Source organism: Rickettsiella endosymbiont of Dermanyssus gallinae (assembly GCF_019285595.1).
Classification (GTDB): domain Bacteria; phylum Pseudomonadota; class Gammaproteobacteria; order Diplorickettsiales; family Diplorickettsiaceae; genus Rickettsiella_B.
On the sequence record NZ_CP079094.1, the window covers coordinates 1,848,837 to 1,867,334 of the forward strand.

At 39.6% G+C, this 18,498-nt stretch carries 19 protein-coding genes and 1 pseudogene; 2 read left to right on the forward strand and 18 right to left on the reverse strand.

The genetic code is table 11. The annotated features are described in order from the left end of the window. Positions 1-51: 51 nt before the first annotated feature. The 6 genes from ahcY to KX723_RS09425 form a co-directional block, all read right to left on the reverse strand. Positions 52-1,371 carry an adenosylhomocysteinase gene (gene ahcY, locus KX723_RS09400; protein WP_425516585.1) on the reverse strand — a complete coding sequence of 440 codons (1,320 nt, stop codon included), beginning with the start codon at positions 1,369-1,371 and terminating at the stop codon, positions 52-54. Then, on the reverse strand, positions 1,368-2,531 hold the full coding sequence (gene metK / locus KX723_RS09405; RefSeq protein ID WP_218814071.1) for a methionine adenosyltransferase: 1,164 nt from the start codon (positions 2,529-2,531) through the stop codon (positions 1,368-1,370). The genes ahcY and metK overlap by 4 nt, the downstream gene beginning before the upstream one ends. Positions 2,532-2,779: 248 nt before the next feature. After that, positions 2,780-2,950: a hypothetical protein gene (locus KX723_RS09410; RefSeq protein WP_218813323.1), complete on the reverse strand. Its 171-nt coding sequence runs from the start codon at positions 2,948-2,950 to the stop codon at positions 2,780-2,782. A 47-nt stretch (positions 2,951-2,997) separates the two neighbouring features. Then, positions 2,998-4,290, reverse strand: coding sequence for an MFS transporter (locus tag KX723_RS09415; protein ID WP_218814072.1), 1,293 nt, complete (start codon positions 4,288-4,290; stop codon positions 2,998-3,000). Continuing rightward, positions 4,287-5,588, reverse strand: a complete 1,302-nt coding sequence (locus tag KX723_RS09420) for an MFS transporter (protein WP_218814073.1) — start codon at positions 5,586-5,588, stop codon at positions 4,287-4,289. Before KX723_RS09420 ends, KX723_RS09415 begins: the two co-directional genes overlap by 4 nt. Before the next feature lie 146 nt (positions 5,589-5,734). Then, entirely contained in the window at positions 5,735-6,340 is a 606-nt protein-coding gene (locus tag KX723_RS09425; protein WP_218814074.1) for a thymidine kinase, read from the reverse strand. A gap of 83 nt (positions 6,341-6,423) precedes the next feature. Here KX723_RS09425 and KX723_RS09430 point away from each other — a divergent pair, with 83 nt between their 5' ends. Next, entirely contained in the window at positions 6,424-6,981 is a 558-nt protein-coding gene (locus KX723_RS09430; protein WP_218814075.1) for a thioredoxin family protein, read from the forward strand. Positions 6,982-7,082: 101 nt separating this feature from the next. Here KX723_RS09430 and KX723_RS09435 read toward each other — a convergent pair whose 3' ends face one another. From KX723_RS09435 to bioB, 12 genes and pseudogenes are all read right to left on the reverse strand, one after another. Then, positions 7,083-7,253 carry a hypothetical protein gene (locus KX723_RS09435; RefSeq protein WP_218813323.1) on the reverse strand — a complete coding sequence of 57 codons (171 nt, stop codon included), beginning with the start codon at positions 7,251-7,253 and terminating at the stop codon, positions 7,083-7,085. Continuing rightward, positions 7,201-9,333, reverse strand: a complete 2,133-nt coding sequence (locus tag KX723_RS09440; protein WP_218814076.1) for a hypothetical protein — start codon at positions 9,331-9,333, stop codon at positions 7,201-7,203. The genes KX723_RS09435 and KX723_RS09440 overlap by 53 nt, the downstream gene beginning before the upstream one ends. A 99-nt stretch (positions 9,334-9,432) precedes the next feature. Beyond that, on the reverse strand, positions 9,433-9,765 hold the full coding sequence (locus tag KX723_RS09445) for a TusE/DsrC/DsvC family sulfur relay protein (RefSeq protein ID WP_218814077.1): 333 nt from the start codon (positions 9,763-9,765) through the stop codon (positions 9,433-9,435). A 257-nt stretch (positions 9,766-10,022) separates the two neighbouring features. Next, complete coding sequence (locus tag KX723_RS09450; RefSeq protein WP_218814078.1) at positions 10,023-10,697, reverse strand: Bax inhibitor-1/YccA family protein; 675 nt, start codon at positions 10,695-10,697, stop codon at positions 10,023-10,025. Positions 10,698-10,784: 87 nt separating this feature from the next. After that, positions 10,785-11,597: a glutamate racemase gene (gene murI / locus KX723_RS09455; RefSeq protein WP_218814079.1), complete on the reverse strand. Its 813-nt coding sequence runs from the start codon at positions 11,595-11,597 to the stop codon at positions 10,785-10,787. Between the two features lie 11 nt (positions 11,598-11,608). Continuing rightward, positions 11,609-12,345, reverse strand: a pseudogene (locus KX723_RS09465) (sulfite exporter TauE/SafE family protein). A 54-nt stretch (positions 12,346-12,399) separates the two neighbouring features. Next, positions 12,400-13,305: a cation diffusion facilitator family transporter gene (locus tag KX723_RS09470; RefSeq protein WP_218814082.1), complete on the reverse strand. Its 906-nt coding sequence runs from the start codon at positions 13,303-13,305 to the stop codon at positions 12,400-12,402. 4 nt (positions 13,306-13,309) lie between these two features. Beyond that, positions 13,310-13,936, reverse strand: coding sequence for an outer membrane lipoprotein periplasmic chaperone LolA (gene lolA / locus KX723_RS09475; protein WP_218814083.1), 627 nt, complete (start codon positions 13,934-13,936; stop codon positions 13,310-13,312). 75 nt (positions 13,937-14,011) lie between these two features. Beyond that, complete coding sequence (bioD, locus tag KX723_RS09480) at positions 14,012-14,719, reverse strand: dethiobiotin synthase (RefSeq protein ID WP_218814084.1); 708 nt, start codon at positions 14,717-14,719, stop codon at positions 14,012-14,014. Between the two features lie 18 nt (positions 14,720-14,737). Beyond that, on the reverse strand, positions 14,738-15,637 hold the full coding sequence (gene bioC, locus KX723_RS09485; protein ID WP_218814085.1) for a malonyl-ACP O-methyltransferase BioC: 900 nt from the start codon (positions 15,635-15,637) through the stop codon (positions 14,738-14,740). Positions 15,638-15,649: 12 nt separating this feature from the next. Further along, positions 15,650-16,801, reverse strand: coding sequence for an 8-amino-7-oxononanoate synthase (bioF, locus tag KX723_RS09490; RefSeq protein ID WP_218814086.1), 1,152 nt, complete (start codon positions 16,799-16,801; stop codon positions 15,650-15,652). A gap of 105 nt (positions 16,802-16,906) precedes the next feature. Beyond that, a complete protein-coding gene (gene bioB / locus KX723_RS09495; protein WP_218814087.1) occupies positions 16,907-17,896 on the reverse strand; it encodes a biotin synthase BioB in 990 nt (329 codons plus the stop codon). Between the two features lie 229 nt (positions 17,897-18,125). Between bioB and KX723_RS09500 the strand changes: the two genes are divergently transcribed. Continuing rightward, positions 18,126-18,407, forward strand: coding sequence for a hypothetical protein (locus KX723_RS09500; protein WP_218814088.1), 282 nt, complete (start codon positions 18,126-18,128; stop codon positions 18,405-18,407). Positions 18,408-18,498: the final 91 nt, after the last annotated feature.

The window sequence follows — 18,498 nt, forward strand, 5'->3', positions numbered from 1 at the left end:
TCTTCTGTCACCGCTTTACCTAACTGATACAGTAATGACGGGCTAACGATTTTAATAACGGTAAAAACTAGGCTTATACGGGCCTTCTTTTTTTACACCGATATATTCCGCTTGTTCAGAGGTTAATTCGGTCAATTTCGCTCCGACGCGATCTAAATGTAACCGCGCTACTTGTTCATCTAATTCTTTTGGCAACATGTAAACCTTGCCTTTTTCATAGCGATCATTGTGCTGCCATAATTCTATTTGCGCTAAAACCTGATTAGCAAATGAATTTGACATAACAAAACTAGGGTGTCCTGTTGCACACCCTAAATTAACTAATCGACCTTCGGCTAACAGTAATAGACGCTTTTTATCGGGGAAAATAATTTGATCAACTTGTGGCTTAATATTCTCCCATTTAAATTGTCGTAAGCTTGCTACTTCAATTTCAGAATCAAAGTGCCCAATGTTACAAACAATAGCAAAATCCTTCATCTGTTTCATATGTGCTAAGGTAATAACGGATTTATTACCGGTTGCCGTAACGAAAATATCACCTTGGCTTGCGACTTCATCCATCTTCACAACGCGATAGCCTTCCATTGCGGCTTGTAATGCACAAATAGGATCTACTTCAGTAATCCATACCGTTGCGCCATACGAACGCAAACTTTGCGCACAACCTTTTCCTACATCCCCGTAGCCACCAACAACGGCAATTTTACCCGCAATCATGACGTCGGTTGCTCGCTTCAACGCATCAATTAAAGACTCTCTACATCCATAAAGATTATCAAATTTAGATTTTGTCACTGAATCATTAATGTTAATCGCTGGGATCAAAAGCGATTTTTTTTCCTGCATTTGATAAAGTCTATGTACACCCGTTGTTGTTTCTTCCGATACGCCTTTAACATCTGCCAAAAGATTTGAGTATCTGTCTTCATGCATTAATAAAGTAAGATCGCCACCATCATCTAACAACAAATTAGGCTTCCAACCATTAGGTCCTTTCAAGGTTTGTTCAATACACCACCAAAACTCTTCTTCCGTTTCTCCTTTCCAAGCAAAAACAGGGACACTCTGTTCTGCCATAGCAGCGGCGGCATGATCCTGCGTGGAAAAAATATTGCATGAAGACCATCGTACTTCAGCACCCAAATCGAGCAAGGTTTCAATTAAAACCGCCGTTTGAATCGTCATATGCAGACAACCTGCAATGCGCGCACCTTTTAAAGGCTTTTCATGGCCATATTTTTTACGTAGCGCCATCAAACCCGGCATTTCTGTTTCAGCAATCGTAATTTCTTTTCGACCCCATTCGGCCAAATTTAAATTAGCTACTTTATAATCAATAATCTTAGTCTTTAATGCTTCTGATATCATGTGTGAACTACCTTCTTAAGTGCTGAGCACAATAACCTTGCTTTATCTGTTTTTTCCCAAGGAAAATATTCCGTATTTTCTCGACCAAAATGGCCATACGCTGCTGTTCGTTTATAAATAGGCCTTAACAAATCAAGCATTTTAATAATACCTTGCGGTCTGAGATCAAAATGTTGCCGAATAAGTTCAGCGATGTCTTTATCAGACAGCTTACCTGTGCCAAAAGTATTAATATTAATAGACGTTGGTTCTGCAACACCAATCGCATAAGAAACCTGTAACTCACAACGATCCGCTAAACCGGCAGCAACAATATTTTTTGCAACATAACGCGCTGCATAAGCTGCCGATCGATCGACTTTACTGGGATCCTTACCTGAAAAACATCCGCCGCCATGACGCGCCATACCACCGTAGGTATCTACAATAATTTTACGGCCTGTTAACCCTGTATCGCCTAAAGGTCCTCCAATAACAAAACGTCCGGTGGGATTGATATGGTAGACAGTGTTTTTTAACCATTCGGCTGGAATCACGGGCTTAATAATTTCTTCAATAATTGCTTCGCGTAATTTTTCATAGGAAATATCAGGCGCATGCTGTGTAGAAAGCACTATCGTCTCTGCAGCAATCGGCTTCCCGCCTTGATATTTTAGTGTAACCTGACTTTTGGCATCAGGCCGTAACCAATCTAAGATTTTATTTTTCCGCAATGCGGCTTGCCGTTCCATAAGCCTATGAGCATAGGTAATCGGTGCTGGCATGAGCACATCGGTTTCATTACTGGCATAGCCAAACATCATTCCCTGATCACCTGCACCCTGATCAGCCTTATCAACGCCTTGCGCAATATCCGGCGATTGCTTGCCAATCGCCGACATCACTGCACAAGACTCCCAATCGAAGCCCATAGAAGAACTGTTATAGCCAATTTCTTTAACTGTTTCTCTAACAATGTGCTCAACATCCACCCATGCCGTCGTGGTGATTTCGCCAGCGACTAAACCCATTCCCGTTTTAACGAGGGTTTCACAGGCAACACGCGCATTTTTATCTTGCGCTAAAATTGCATCGAGAATTGCATCAGAGATTTGATCCGCGATCTTATCAGGATGTCCTTCAGATACGGATTCGGAAGTAAACGTCGTGTAATTATCCATTTTTATTCTCAATAAAAAGATAGAGTGAAAATAAAGGGCCCCTATAGTAGCGAGTATTACCTAAGATTGCGAATTTTACTTATACTCTTCGCACTTGAGCTTTCGGCAGTGTTGCTCATCTTCGCGGCGCCTTGCCAAAAACCCAATTGCTGTGAATATAGAATTAACCTAATTCAAGTGAGTCGCTATGCTCCCGAAGAATTTCGGCCATCGTGCCCCCGAAATTCGTTCGCATGACGCGACTGAAATTAGGCCGCGATACGTCCTGCGTCCGGCACGCACTCACTCCTTCGGAGTTCATGCCCGTGCCTCCCACAAATGACTTTACGGCGTGATGCGTTTCCTGCTTCGCCCGTCAACGCACGCCTATCGCGGGCTCTTCGACTTCGCATTGCTTTCACAATGCTTTCCTGTCTCATCGTATGAACCCTAGCTTCCCACCAGGGCTCACTCCTTAAGGCCATATCTAGTCTAATTTTGCCTGCGTAGGCTCTTTCATTAAAAAAGTAGCCAGTAAAGCAATACAAAAACCAACCGGTAAAATGAGTAAAGCACGGTGATAGTCACTAGCGCTATACACTCTTATCTGATTGGCTAAAGAACCGTGCCAATCATAATCCATTAACCAACCAAATAAGGGTTGGAAAACTGCATAGCCACCAATAGCGAAAAATGATACGACGCTAACGGATGTTGCCGTCAAACTCTTGGTATTACTTTCAGAAACTAAAGGATAACTTAGTACCTGACTGCTGGTAAAAAAACCTAATGCAAAAAATAAGCATAAGACCGTGGTTAAAGAGAGCAAGGCTGGAAGACATATAATTATCAGCGTCAATAACAACGAGATAATAGTACCCATTGCCATGAGTCTTACTCGTTTTCTAATTCTATCGGAAAGCCAACCCACAACAGGGCCACCAATGATCGTACCTAGAAAAAGTAAGCTTGGTGCTAATGATGCTTCCGTTGGTGAAAAATGAGCGGTTTGTTGTAAAAATAAACTACCCCAAATAGCGCCTAGCAATGCAATAGGTAAATTTGTTAATGAGGTATAAAGTCCACAAAGAAGATTTTGTGGGTTTAAATAGGCTAAGCGCCAACTCTTCACAAGACCTAAATGGGATAATTCAGTCTGTGAAGCTTTTTGCTCTTGTTTTAATTCCGGAGGGCAATCCTGCACAAAGGAAAAAATAATAGTAAAAATAAGTAACCCTAAGCAAGCATCCAGCAACAAAGTATGACGCCATCCTAACGATTGTGCTAATAAGGTCAATGGCGTTTGTGCCACCATCCCTCCCATCATAGCCATGGTTACAATTAAGCCACTGACTAATGCCATTTGCTTTGATGGGAACCAACGCGACGCTAAACGAATACTACTTAAAAAGCAAAATGCACTACCAATCCCGCTCATAAATCGGAAGACACAAGCTAAAAGAAAGGAATGTGTGGTTGCAAAACCTGCAATCCCTATCACACACAGCAATAAAGCTGAAAGAATAATTAATCGTGTAGAAAATCGATCTAATAACGCGCCGGCAATAGGTAAAAAAAGCAAATTAGCATAAAAATAATAGGCTGATAATTTTCCCAATTCCGTTGCATGCAGTGAAAAAGCGCGCATCAAATCAGCACTGATGGCGTTGAACATATTCATCTGAATAAATTCATAAAAAAAGAAAAGCGCCGCAGAAAAACAGACAATCCAAGGCAGCAATTTTTTATTCGTTATAGAAGCACCATTCTGAGTTTTCATAGGTTTTCTCTAGAGTAAGGTTGACAATGTGTTTCACGTAAAAGACAAGCGGCAATAATACTCACTACAAAAGCAATCGGCATAATAGCCAAGCCATTAAGATAATTGCTAGGCGAATACATTGCTACGCCATGATTTAACGTCTGATCCCAATGCAAATCCATTAGCCAACCAAATAAGGGTTGAAATACGGCACCCCCTCCCATAATTAGAACCGACGCTAAACCTGTGGAAGTCCCCGTTAAATGCCTAGGATTACTTTCAGCAATCAATGGGTAACTAATAATCTGTGTACTAGTAAAAATACCGAGCAATAAAAACAAAACCAGTAAAGTATAAAAATTTAAATTTGGTAAAAACATAATACAAAGTAATACCAACAAAGAAAGCAGCGCGCCGACTATCATCGGTAGCCGTCGTTTACCGATAAAGTCCGAAAACCACCCTATAAAAGGTGAGCCTATAATAGTCCCCACAAAAATCATGGTGGCAACGAGTGAGGCCTGCGTTTTTAAAAGATGGTGAACTTGGGTTAAATACATCACACCCCAAAGCTCTCCCAGTAAAATAATCGGCAGATTTAACAGACAGGTATAGAGTCCCCCTAATCCATTCTGTTTATTGAGGAGTACCGTCAAAAGACTCTTCTTTATAGAAGATGGGGCAACGTTTTTCTCGCTCATGACCTCAGGTGTCTGATGTTTAGGATAGTCACGAACAAATAGATAAACAATTAATGTAATGACCGCCCCTACACCCGCATTAACCAGGACAGCATCACGCCAACCTAGCCATTGTACTAAAAGAGCAAAAGGGGTTTGTGCCACCACGCCTCCCAACATCGCAATAGTAATGATAACGCCGATCACAAACGCCAAACGGTGGGACGAAAACCAACGTGTGGCCAGCTTAATGCAGCTTAAAAAACAAAAAGCATTACCAATGCCTGAAATAAAATGGCTAAATGCGGCTAATTGAAAAGAATGGCTGCAGGCAAATAGAATTGTGGCAAAAACCACCATGACCATCGCACTTAATATAATGGTCCGTATGGATATACGGTCGACTAAAATACCGGCAAATAGCAGAAAAATAACATCCGCATAAAAATAAGTAGCCGACAAAAAGCCTAGTTGACCCGCATTAATGGAGAAGTCCTGCATAAGCTCCTGGCTAATGGAGTTAAACATACCCATTTGGATAAATTCGTAAAAGAAAAAGAGCGCGGCAGAAAGACAAACCAGCCAAGGCTGATATTTAGAAAAAGCAGTAGGAAAACCTTGTTTTGGACTGGGCATAACAGTCATTAATCCTCAAATAGGTGTTTTTTATAGGCTATTTGGGGGGGGTAGTCTATAGGAAGAAAAGCCTAATGTCTAAACCAAAATTTCGATTTAATAGTCCGCTTATAGCAAACACTACCCCGCCGCGGGTTTAAATAGGGTTAACTGGATAGTGTAACCTCAAGCTTCGCCGTTTCACCTAATTTAAAGTGTTTTCTACAGACGGCGATATAACGTTCATTACCCCCAATCTCCAGTTGTTCTCCCTGGGTCACTTTACGATGTTCGGCATCCATACGCATATTCATAATCGCTTTAGCGCCGCAGTGGCAAACTGTTTTTATTTCACCCATTTTATCGGCCAAGATCAGTAAATATAAACTTCCTTCAAAAGGTTCACCGCAAAAATCACTGCGTAATCCATACGTTAAAACAGGTATATTCAATTTATCCACGATATCACTTAACTGGAATACCTGCGCCTTTGTTAAAAATTGTGCTTCATCGACAAAAACACATTTTAAATTCTTAGTTTTTTTTAACGTTTCTTCTGTAAACTCATATAAATTATCGTTTTTAGCAAACGAATGACTGGCGGCCTCTAAACCTATACGTGAAAAAATAGTGCCTGCTTTATATCGCGTGTCAACACTGGGAGAAAATAATAAGGTTTCCATACCACGTTCTTGGTAGTTGTAACTTGCTTGCAATAAAATGGTACTCTTGCCCGCATTCATAGCCGAATAATAGAAATAAAGTTTAGCCATCGTTAGCGCTTATAGTTGAAAATATTGAATATTCTAGGTTGCGTTATAATAATCATAACTTTGTAAAAATAGGAAGTACAGCTATGGCATTAACGCCTTCTAACATGCTAGCGCTTGGAACAAAAGCGCCTGATTTTGAACTATTGGATACAAAAAGCGGCAAAGTCTGTCGTTTAACAGAACTCAAATCAGAAAAAGCAACTGTGATTATGTTTATTTGCAATCATTGCCCTTATGTTAAACACATACAAACGGAGCTGATTCAATTAGCAAAGGATTATCAAACAAAAGGAATTTCTTTTATTGCGATTAGCTCCAATGATGCAGAAAGTTATCCGGAAGATGCTCCCAAAGAAATGGCTAAATTAGCAAAACAGTTAGGCTATCCTTTTCCTTATCTCTATGATGAGATACAAAGCACTGCAAAAAGTTATCAAGCGGCTTGCACACCCGATTTTTTTGTTTTTGACAACGCGTTACGCTGTGTTTATCGTGGTCAGCTAGACGATTCCACGCCAGGCAATAAAATTCCAGTCACGGGTAAAACTCTACGTTCGGCTTTAGATAATATTTTAATAGACGCACCAGTGGCCACCGAGCAAAAGCCTAGCATCGGCTGTAATATTAAATGGAAGAACTAAAAGGTATTCTGTGTAACGCTAAATTTACAAGTGAGTCGCTATGCTCCCGAAGAATTTCGGCCATCGTGTCCCCGAAATTCGTTCGCATGACGCGACTGAAATTAGGCCGCGATACGTCCTGCGTCCGGCACGCACTCACTCCTTCGGAGTTCATGCCCGTGCCTCCCACAAATGACTTTACGGCGTGATGCGTTTCCTGCTTCGCCCGTCAACGCACGCCTATCGCGGGCTCTTCGACTTCGCATTGCTTTCACAATGCTTTCCTGTCTCATCGACGGAAGATTGGCATGAAGACCCTGGCTCTTTATTGCTAACATTATTTCTAGTATTAAAAAAAGCTGTCTTATTATCCGAATTCATTTCCGGCACTACGCGTGAATCCGCTTTACCTACAAATAGAAAACTCAGCTTATTACTAAGCGCTTCATACGTTGTTGTTTCTATACAGTCCTTTGTCTTTAATAAAATTATTTGCTCTGCCCAGTTTATTGCAAAATCTTCTTTATTCCACCATGGCCAACGAATAATGCCATAAAGCAATAAAGAAAAAAAACTCGCCTTGAGGAAAAAATCTTTTTCACTGGCAAAATCTATTTGACCCTTTAATCTATTCTTAAGCTTATCTAGATTTACATAAAAACAACCTTGTCTGAAAAAAGCTTGCACCCACTCTATTAATGAAAATCTTTTATCTTTAAACCAACTATTTACTTGTATTGTCTTTTCAACTTCTAATTTATTTTTATTTATTTCATCGTTGTAAGCATTGTCTATATTGTTTTTTATAACTTCCGATTGAGTTTCTCGATTAGCGCGTTCCTCAGCATTTTGACAAGCTATTTCCGTCTCGTTATTGATCATAATGCTACTTGATCTATCCGAATTATTATTTTTTAAGAAAGGATTATTAATCGTTACTTTAGGAATAGACACTGGCAATTTTAAATCACTCACTGTATCTTTCATTAAATCTATTGCTCCATCCGTTATATCCTGCACTTTATTAGAGGCATCCTCAATAAAAATCTGCGCTTTATTAGATGCATCATCAAGCGCTACCTGAGATTTTTCAATTATTTTTCCCGCTAATTTTTCCGCGCCTTTTAAAACGGCACCTCCCCTCTCTTTAAGTTTATCTAGCGCTCCCATAGGGTTAATTGGTACCCGAGGGGCTTCAGGTAACGCTAACTTATCATAATTCTGTAATGCAACATTTAATACCTCTCTGATGGCCTCGGAGCTACGATTAATCCCATCCATAGAAAAATAAACACCTATTTCGCCAGGCAAGTCATGTATTTGGTTAAAGCCAAATTGTCGACTCTTCAACGCTTCCTCTGGAAAATCTTTTGCTGTTTTATCCTGATAATCCTGCTTAAATTTTGATAATTGTCTACCAAAAGCTGGCTTTGGTGGTACTTTTACAAGGCGCTTACGGAAATTAAGGCGATTAAGGAAATTTGTTTGGGGAGGAAGCGTTATTTCTTGTTCACACTTTCTATTTAATGCCCGATAAATCAAGACCATTGCTAAATCAAGATTTATTTCTGGCTCTAGACCAAGGTAAGGATTACTAAGAAACTCTTTACTAAGCTTCGAAATAAAACAATTAACAAAACTTAATACCGCTGGATGATCACTAAATTCACTCTTAGCAATCCCTTTAAGTTTAGCCAATAAATTTCTGTAAACAATCGAACGATCAATTGAAAAAATAACGGCAAAATATTTGACGCGAATATTATCTAGATTCTTAGGGAAAAAGTATTTTGATTTTTCTATCTTATCTATTTTATCTAAAAAACCATTTAAATTTATAGTACTTTTATCGGTTAACGAGATAATATCTGTAAAAAAAACTCTATATTCTTCGCTAAAATCTACATATTCCTTTTTAGATAATAAAAGTATTAATAATTCTAGAATACTTTTTTTAATTGAATCTAGAGTTGGATATCTATAAGATTTATGAAAGGCACTGCTTAGAAGCTTTTCTAATATCTCTCTCGCTTCTGTATATATCTTATCTTTAATCTTATCTATATCGCTAGGTGGATTATCTACAACACAAACGCTAATTAATTTATAACGAAAAGTATTAAACAGCACATTATCTGTCGCTAAATCACGAGACCATCGAGAAGGGAAATCCTTTTCTACTTTTCTACATTGTTCAGCATATTTTAAGCACCCCTTGAAAAAAACTTCCTTTATCTCTATACAAGATTCATCCTCTTCAAAATAAGCTTCTGTCTTATTTATTTCTTTATTAAGGAAACCTTTAAAAGGCTCGCTTAAACCGTCCCTTATTTCTATGATTCTGGCTTTTATTTCGGCAAGTTCGCTAGCCATCTGACTTCTCTTTTTATAATAAAGTTATAAGCTATTTTAAATAGTACAATCTTAAATATAAAATAAAAAGTTATTTGCAACGAGAAAAAGATAATGGCATTACATACAGCGTGCGGGTCGCGGCAATCCTGCCAGTTTGCTCGCTTGCTTTAATACACCTTTAGGGAAAAGATTATTAAGATAGAGGCTATTTGCTTTTTCAGATCCAATTTGCACGGCTAACTGGTTGACTAAGATTCGTATGGGGGGTGTTTTGTGGTATTGCTGATAGAAATTACGTAAAAGATAAATGACATGCCAATGGTCTTTGACAAGCGTTAATGCTTCTTCTTCTGCAAGAATCGTCGCTATATTTTCATGCCAATCTGAGGAATGAATGAGATAACCATATTCGTCGGTCAAAACTTCTTCGCCATTGATTAATAAACCCATCTTTATCCCCTATCTAGGATAATGTCATGGTTTTATTTTAGTTGGGTCTAGCTTAAAAGTATAATTACTCTTCGCACTTGAATTTTTGGCCGCGTTCCCGCTCAACTCGCCATCCTCATGTATCATCTATACACTCCGGTGGCTTCGTTTTCGCGGCTCCTTGCCAAAAACCCCATTGCTGCGAGTATAGCTTTAACCACATTTCATTAACCTACTGATTGAAAGTGGGTTAATTTTAGGCGCTTTTAATAAAAAATTTACTCTCTATTGCCGCTAAAAGCGCCTAGTAAATTTAATAAACTTAAGAAAATATTATACAGTGATACGTATAATGTCACTGTGGCCATAATGTAATTAGTCTCGCCGCCATGAATAATCTGGCTAGTTTGCAATAAAATAACCCCGGACGATAAAAGAACAAATACGGCTGATACGGTCAACATTAGTGCGGGTATGTGGAAAAACAAGGTAGCAATGCTGGCAAGAAAAGCAACGATCATCCCTACCATCAAAAATCCGGACATAAAGCTAAAGTCTTTTTGGGTAATCAGTGCATGCGCCGATAACGCAAAAAAGATAAGCCCTGTCGCGCCCGAGGACATCATGACTAATGCCTGTCCATTTGTGAATCCATGGATATAGTGGTTCAAAATAGGGCCTAGTGTGTACCCCATAAATCCTGTCAATGCGAAAACGGATAACAAACCCCAGCCACTATTACGTGTCCGGCTCGTTAGAAATAATAAACCAAAATAACCCACTAAGGTAATCAACGGGTTTAAAGGAGGCGAATCGCTCAGCATGGCCATTCCGGCGGTAAGCGCACTAAACAGCATGGTTAAGCCCAGCAGAATATACGTATTACGCAATACGGTATTAGTGGCTAAAACGGACTCTAACCTTTGGCCTGATAGAATTTTACTAGAAGCCATATGACCCCTCCTCTCATTATGGGTATAAACTGGTTTATTTTAACACAAATTGAATATTAACCACACCACCCGCAAGTATCATGAGGGTTACTCCCATAAGGGATACCTTTCTAAAGAAACCGGACCTTTAAAGAAAAGCCGCGCATGGGCAGAAAATGCCGTTGTATAATCCGAAACATAAAACTTTTTTTGTGGTTCGAAAACACTGTTGGATAAAAGGCCATGGCTTTCAAGTAAGTTTTTTACAAGCTTGGCCACGATATCCGTTGAATCTAAAATGGCCGCCTTAGTTGGGTAAAACTGCTGTATAAACTGTTTAATTAAAGGATAGTGGGTACAACCTAAAACAAGCGCATCAAGACCAGATAAAACGGGATTTGAAAGATAAGATTTAATGACATCCTGCATAATAGCTTGATCGGCCGCTTCCTCAATTAAAGGAACTAATAAAGGCGTCGCTAATGAATTGAGTTGTATATGAATATCCCGTTGATCTAGTTTTTTTCTGTAAATACTTGAACAGATGGTTTGTTTGGTTCCAATTAATCCAATGGTTTTATTAACATAATTTTCTGCCAAGTAGTCAATCATGGGATCAATGACATCAACAACAATGGACTTACGGCCTACATATTCTTTTACTAATTCATGGGCAACTGCTGATGCGGAATTACAAGCAATTAAAATGAGTTTACAATCTTGCTGCAGCAACATATCGCAGATTTTTATCGAATACGCTTGGATAGCTGCCGCCGATTTATCTCCCCAAGGGGTATGCGCCGTATCGCCAAAATAAACGATAGATTCCTTGGGCAGATGATTGGTCACTGCCTTAGCAACGGTTAAACCACCGACACCACTATCGAAAATACCAATGGGTTTTAAAGAATGTTGTGACATGATTTTATATTTTAAGGTATTAGCATGGTAATACCTACCACTAAAAGGAATAAAGCAAATATTTTTCTTAAATGACGGCCTAGAAGCCGGTTACCTAATCGCGTACCTAAGGGAACAACCACCATACTTCCAATCGATACACCAACAACCGCAGGCCAATAAACAAACCCGCCGCTACCCACAGGAAGATTTTGCACATGAAGGCCTGTCACGGTAAAGGTAAGTGCACCAATAATCGTCAACAATAAAACACAAGCAGAGGAGGTTGCAATAGCATGGTGGGTTGATAAGCCCAAACGTAAAAAATCGGCACGGCAATAGCGCCCCCGCCTATACCCAACAAACCAGAAATAGCACCAATAGAAATACCTATAACCCATTTTTTAAGTGGTGTTAAATAGATCGCTTCTTTTCTTTCTGCTTGTGTTTTATTAAAGAAAATTTTAAATGCCACAGAAAAAAGAAACAAACTAAATAATAATTTTAATGTTTGCGTAGAAAGTACTAATGCAATTAAAGCACCCGAGACAATGCCCACAATCATTCCAGGTGCTAACTGGCCAAATAAGCACCAGTTTATAGAAAAACTACGTTGTTGCTGGTACACAGCAACCAAAGAACTAAAAATAATAGAAGCTAACGCAGTGCTGGTTGCTAAGTGCATTTGTAATTGGCTAGGTATGCCTGCGTGCGCGAAAACCGCCAACAATCCGGGAACCAATACCGTACCGCCGCCTATTCCTAACAATCCTGATAGAAATCCGGCTAATATACCATTAAAATGTAAGATAAAAATAACATCTTAGCAAACCGATCCCTGACTACACGGGTATTTTTCCTGGCCTTGCTCTACTTGCAAGGTAACATGCTGAATCTGAAACCTTTCGGCTAATGTTTGATTAATTTGTTGCTGCAGTTGATCCGATAAACCATCACCTGGCATAACTAAATGCGCTGTTAACGCCGTTTCTTGTGTACTTAAACCCCAAATATGTAAATCATGTACGGCGGTAACACCAGGTAATTTTTCTAAATAAGTAACCACCGCCTTTTGATCGACACCGTAAGGAACGGCACCTAAAATTAATTCAACTGAACGGCGTAATAAGTTCCAGCTTCCTAAAGCAATAATCCCGACAATGACTAAACCTACGATAGGATCTACCCATTGCCAAGCAGTGAAATAGACTATCGCACCCGCCAGCACAACACCTAAGGCAATCAACGCATCATAGGCTAAATGTAAGAATGCACTTTTAATATTAAGATCAGATTGTTGTTGGCGCATGAATAATAACGCCGTACTTCCATTGATTAGCATCCCAATAAAAGCAACCACCATCACTATCATTTCATTGATAGGCACCGGATTACGCAGTTTATTAATCGATTCATACACAATCAGTGCTGATGTAAATACCAGCAACAATGCATTGGCTAAGGCCGCTAAAATAGTCAATTTTTTGTAGCCATAACTATAGCGTTGTGTAGAACGTTTTTTCGCTAAAAAACTTGCGCCCCAAGACATCAATAAACCTAAAACATCACCAAAATTATGCACCGCATCCGACAGCAAACTCATAGAATGTGCAATAAAAGCATAGATAACTTCAGCCAACACAAACCCTGAATTCAGCAATACAGCTAAAGCAAAACTAACATTTAAGCCCACTGCAAAAGCGGTGTGATGATGGTGGTGGTGTGACATCGCTTTAGCTCTTCACAACTTCAATATTTTTATCTTTAGGCAAAACAAAATGGAAAGTCTGTGCGTTAATCGATGGGTTAAGCTTAACTTGTGAAAAATCGATCACTGTCTGTTGCCCCAATTTATCTGCCAGGCGCATTTCTCGCAGTTGATTTTGCTGAAAAATTAAAGTTATTGAACGAAATAACGCATTTTTGTCTTTAGGTATCAAATAAAAGCCCTGAACATCCATCAAAAAATTGACATCAAACTGTTTTGTTAAGTTGTTAGGCGAATCGCTCAATAACGCAGCAGGAGAATTTGCTGCCATCGTTTGCTGTTTTTGTATCATCACTTGTTGCAACCCGATGTCATAAAACCAAATACGTTGCCCATCGGCAATTAACAATTGTTTACTAGGCTGCATCACTTCCCATCGAAACCGCCCGGGTCGTTGCAAAATCATTTGTCCACTAGTTTTCTGCAGGATTTGCCCCCTACCATCCATCACTGTTTGGGTAAAGTTAGCCTGTAAACTTTGTAAGCGATTTAATAGGTTGGCTAATTCTTGTGGTGCTGAAGCCGCGTAAACAAGCTGGACTGGTATCAATAAAAAAAATATAAAAATATTTAATCGATAAATAAACTTCATAACCAGAAAGCGCCTCTAAATAGCTTGACCCACTATAGAATAGGCTACCTGCCCAGAGTGAGTACTATTCTAATACTATATACTGATCGTTTCTAAAACACCTAACAACGGTTCATAGTTGATTAAGGCAGGAAAAACGCTTAAATCAATCTCTTGCAGATACGGAATAAATCCTAAATAAGGCACAGCCAACGAAGACTTAAGAAAGTTAATATTTTCTTCAATATACTCCATCATGGGATCAACCTGATTCGCTATCCAGCCAATGACCGGGAGCTGTCGTTGCTGTAGGTATTTCCACGTTAATAGTGCCTGATTTAAACAACCTAAGCGCATACCCACCACAAGAATGATAGGAGCCCCCATTATCTGAACCAAGTCGGTAAAGGTCTCTTTTTTATTTAAAGGAACGCAAACACCACCCACACCCTCAATAACGCCATAATCTGCTTGATAGCTCAATGCTAACTGACAAGATTGTGTGATAGCCGAAACACTTAAAATTTTTTTCTCTCGCTCTGCCGCAATGTGCGGCGCTATTGGATCCGCAAAACAAAAAGGATTGACCTGATGGTACGGTAAAAAAATGCTCGCGGCCTTTTGTAAACTGAGTGCATCGTCATTGCGTAAACCCATCGGTGTTAATTGAGCACCGCTGGCAATTGGTTTTAATCCAATGGTCGATAGTCCCCGCGCTTTTAACCCTATTAATAAAGCGCTAGCAACCATTGTTTTTCCAACGCCCGTATCGGTGCCCAAAATAAAAAAACTTTTATTAGCCATCGTTTTTAATCATTACATCTAGCGTAGGGAATTTTCAATTTTTCTACGTCCGCCAATTTCTTGTACGGATATTTGTATTTCGTTCGAACCCTGCTTAGCTTCAACAGCTTCCTGCGTAGCTGTCCATGCATGACCATAGATAATTTCCCAAGTAGCGGGTAATTTTCCTGCAGCCGTACGAAAAACATCGTAAGCTTGAATCAATGTTTGTAAGGATCGCTTCGGTGTTAAGCCGCGGTGTCTATCGATAGAAAGATTCTGCACGCCAAGTTCTTTGAGGTCCTTCATCAAAGAAAAAATATCAGAATGTAATAAAGTAAAATAATCCACGTCCATTACCGGATCAGCAAACGCTGCCTGAAGTAAACAATCACCCAGATCATGCATATCAGGAAACACATGTACATGCGGTTTATCGTCTACTTGCGCCCAAGAATAACGTAGCTCTTTTAATGTATCCGCGCCTACGATTGAAAATAATAATAAGCCGCCTGGTTTTAAGACACGACGGATCTCATTAAGCGTTGCTGAGAAATCGGTACTCCAATGTAACATCAAGTTGGAATAGACTAATTCAAAAGAATGCGTGCTAAAGGGTAAAGATTCTGCCTGACCGCCCAAACAATGGAACTTAGAAAACTCATCGTTTGTTTTTTGAGCTTGTGCTTGTTTAAGCATCCCAAATGATTGATCAAAACCAATCACTTCAGCTAATGGATAGGTTTTTTTTAGACAAGCGGTAGCATGGCCTGTACCACAACCCAAATCTAAAATCATTTGCGGTTGCAGACGAATGCCTTGTAAGCGCTCTAATAAGTCATTTGCCACCGTGCGCTGTAGAAGAGCGGCTTTATCATAGCTAAGCGCTGCTTTGTTGAAGCGTGAAGCGATTTTTTTTTCGTCTAATTGATTTAACATAAGCTTTTTTATCTACGCGCAGTGCAACCCTATCGCGACCTGTTCTAATAAGCTATCGATATCATTTTCTGAATGCAAGGCACTTAAACTTATGCGCAGGCGCGAGGTATTTTTCGGTACGGTGGGTGGCCGAACCGCATTCACCAAAAAGCCATTTTGAAACAAGTGTGCCGCTAATTTCATAGCCCGCTCAGGTTCGCCAAGTAAAATAGGTTGAATAGGGGTCTGGGATACCAAGACCGGTAATTCTAACTGTTTAGCCGAACGTTTAAAATGCTCAATCAAATAGCATAGCTTTTTTCTACGCCAATTTTCCTTCTGTAGCAACAATAAGCTGGTATGTGTTGCTTTAGCAATAGCCGGTGGCAAGGCGGTGGTATACATATAGGGCCGTGAAAATTGAATTAAATGCTCTATGATGGTTTCACTTCCTGCCGCAAACCCACCAAAACTCCCCAAGGATTTACCAAAGCCAGCCGATAAAATATCAGGTTTTAATCCAAAATGTTCGCAAATACCCGCACCTTTTTCACCTAATACACCTAAGCCATGCGCATCGTCTACTAATAACAAGGCTGAATGATTTTTTGCTATTTCAATCAAATCCGGCAATGGCGCTAAATCACCATCCATACTAAATACGCCATCACTGACAACAAATGACTTTCGCCCGGGAGAATCTGTTAATTGCTTCGCTAAACTCGAAATATGCTTATGTTTATAGCGTTTAAAGGAAGCACCAGAAAGCCTTGCCGCATCGACTAAGGAAGCATGATTCAATCTATCGCCAAATATACTATCGTGCCTATTGGCTAAGGCCGTTAAAATACTTAAATTGGCCATATAACCGGTAGAAAAAACCAACGCCTTTGGGTAATTACTAAACTCGGCTAAAGCTTCTTCTAACTCACAATGAATACGGCTATAGGCACCCAGAAAATGAGAAGAACCGCTACCAAGGCCATATTCATCAGCCGTTTGTTTAAATACCTTAATAACATCGGGATGTTGGGTTAATCCTAAATAATCATTAGAACAAAACGAAATTAGCTTTTTCCCTTCATAAAGCCGTTGCATTCCCGATACACCTTGCAAGACAGTACGCGTTCTATAAAGCCCGGCCTGTCTGTGTTGTGTTAGTGAATTTTCCAGAAGAAATGACATACTCACAGCAATGGGATTTTCGGCAAGGCACCGCAAAAATGAAGCAACCGGAGTGTATACAACATACACGAGGATTGCGAATTAAGTGGCAACACAGCCGAAAATTCAAGTGCAAAGAGTATGTGCATTCAATTCGGTATCAGCGAGGACGGGGACTAAACCCAGCTTTTCTAGCAAAGCACGATCTTGAACAGGTGCAACATTCGCGGTAGTTAGTAATTTTTCACCATAATGAATCGAATTAGCGCCGGCAAAAAAACACAACGCTTGTGCTTCTTCATTCAAGCTGTCGCGCCCTGCCGATAAACGCAGCATACTAAAAGGCAATATAATTCGTGCTACAGCCACCATACGGATAAATTCAAACGAATCAACGGGCGCTTTATCCGCTAATGGCGTTCCTGGAATTGGAATTAATTTATTTAAGGTGACACTCTTTGGATGCTCGGGAAGATTAGCTAATTGTTGCAATAAACCTATTCGATCTTCTCGAGCTTCACCCATACCAATAATACCACCACAACACACATTGATGCCTGCGGCACGCACTTGTGCCAAGGTTTGCAATCGCTCTTCATAGGTTCGTGTCGATATAATTGTTTTATAGTATTCGGGCGATGTATCTAAGTTATGGTTGTAATAATCTAATCCGGCCTGTGCTAATTGACGAGCCTGTTCCTCTGTTAACATGCCTAAGGTAGCACACGCCTCTAAATCCAATGCTTTTATAGCCGTTACCATTGCTAACACATCCGCAAATTCTTTTTTAGGTGGGCTGCGCCAAGCAGCCGCAATACAAAACCGGCCTGCCCCTTGTTGTTTCGCTTTTTTTGCAGCAATCTTTACCTGCTCTAATGACATTAAGGGTTCTTTCTTTAAGCCCGTATTATAATGACCACTTTGTGGGCAATATGAGCAATTCTCAGGACAGAGGCCGGTTTTTACATTCAGTAAAGTACTTATTTGAACGGCATTGGAACGAAAAGAGTGACGATGAATTGAGTGCGCATGAAAAACTAAATCATTAAATGGCTTTTCAAACAGCGATTGAATTTCATTACGGATCCAATCATGGCGAACCTCTACATTTAACATAATAGATTTTTATACTGAGGAAAATAGCAACATAAAATGAATAACTATCCTTGTCAACTTTCTATAAACACAGTTTATTACAATCGATTTTAATTCGAGCAGTATGAAAAACACGCGAACTAAATAAAATATTTACCAGAATTCCGTCCAAGTTTAGGATATCTCATTGCAAGGCTATTTTAAGTATTTTAGAATGGTGACGAATTAAATAAAAGGAGAATTAATAGGCATGCCTAATACTGTTGAAGGATTAAAAGCGGAAATCACACAACTTGAAAACACTTTAACAAAAAAGAAAGAAGAATTACGAGAAGCAATTCAGAACTCAAATAGAGCAAAGGAAGCCTCCCGAGATACTGCTACTGAAGCTAGACTTGGGGAAGCGCTCAAGAGTTCTTCTCAATGTTGGGCACATCCGTATTTCTGTATATCCAGACAAAACCATTATTACTTTGCCTTTGTGGCATTCATCTTTTTCCATAGTGAAGAATTTTTTTTCTACTTTTCTTAATAATGATCTTTTAGAAATTAAAAAGACTCATCCACATTTTAGCTATGTTCAGAGTATACAGATTAGTTTCCCATCCGTTAATTTACTAGAG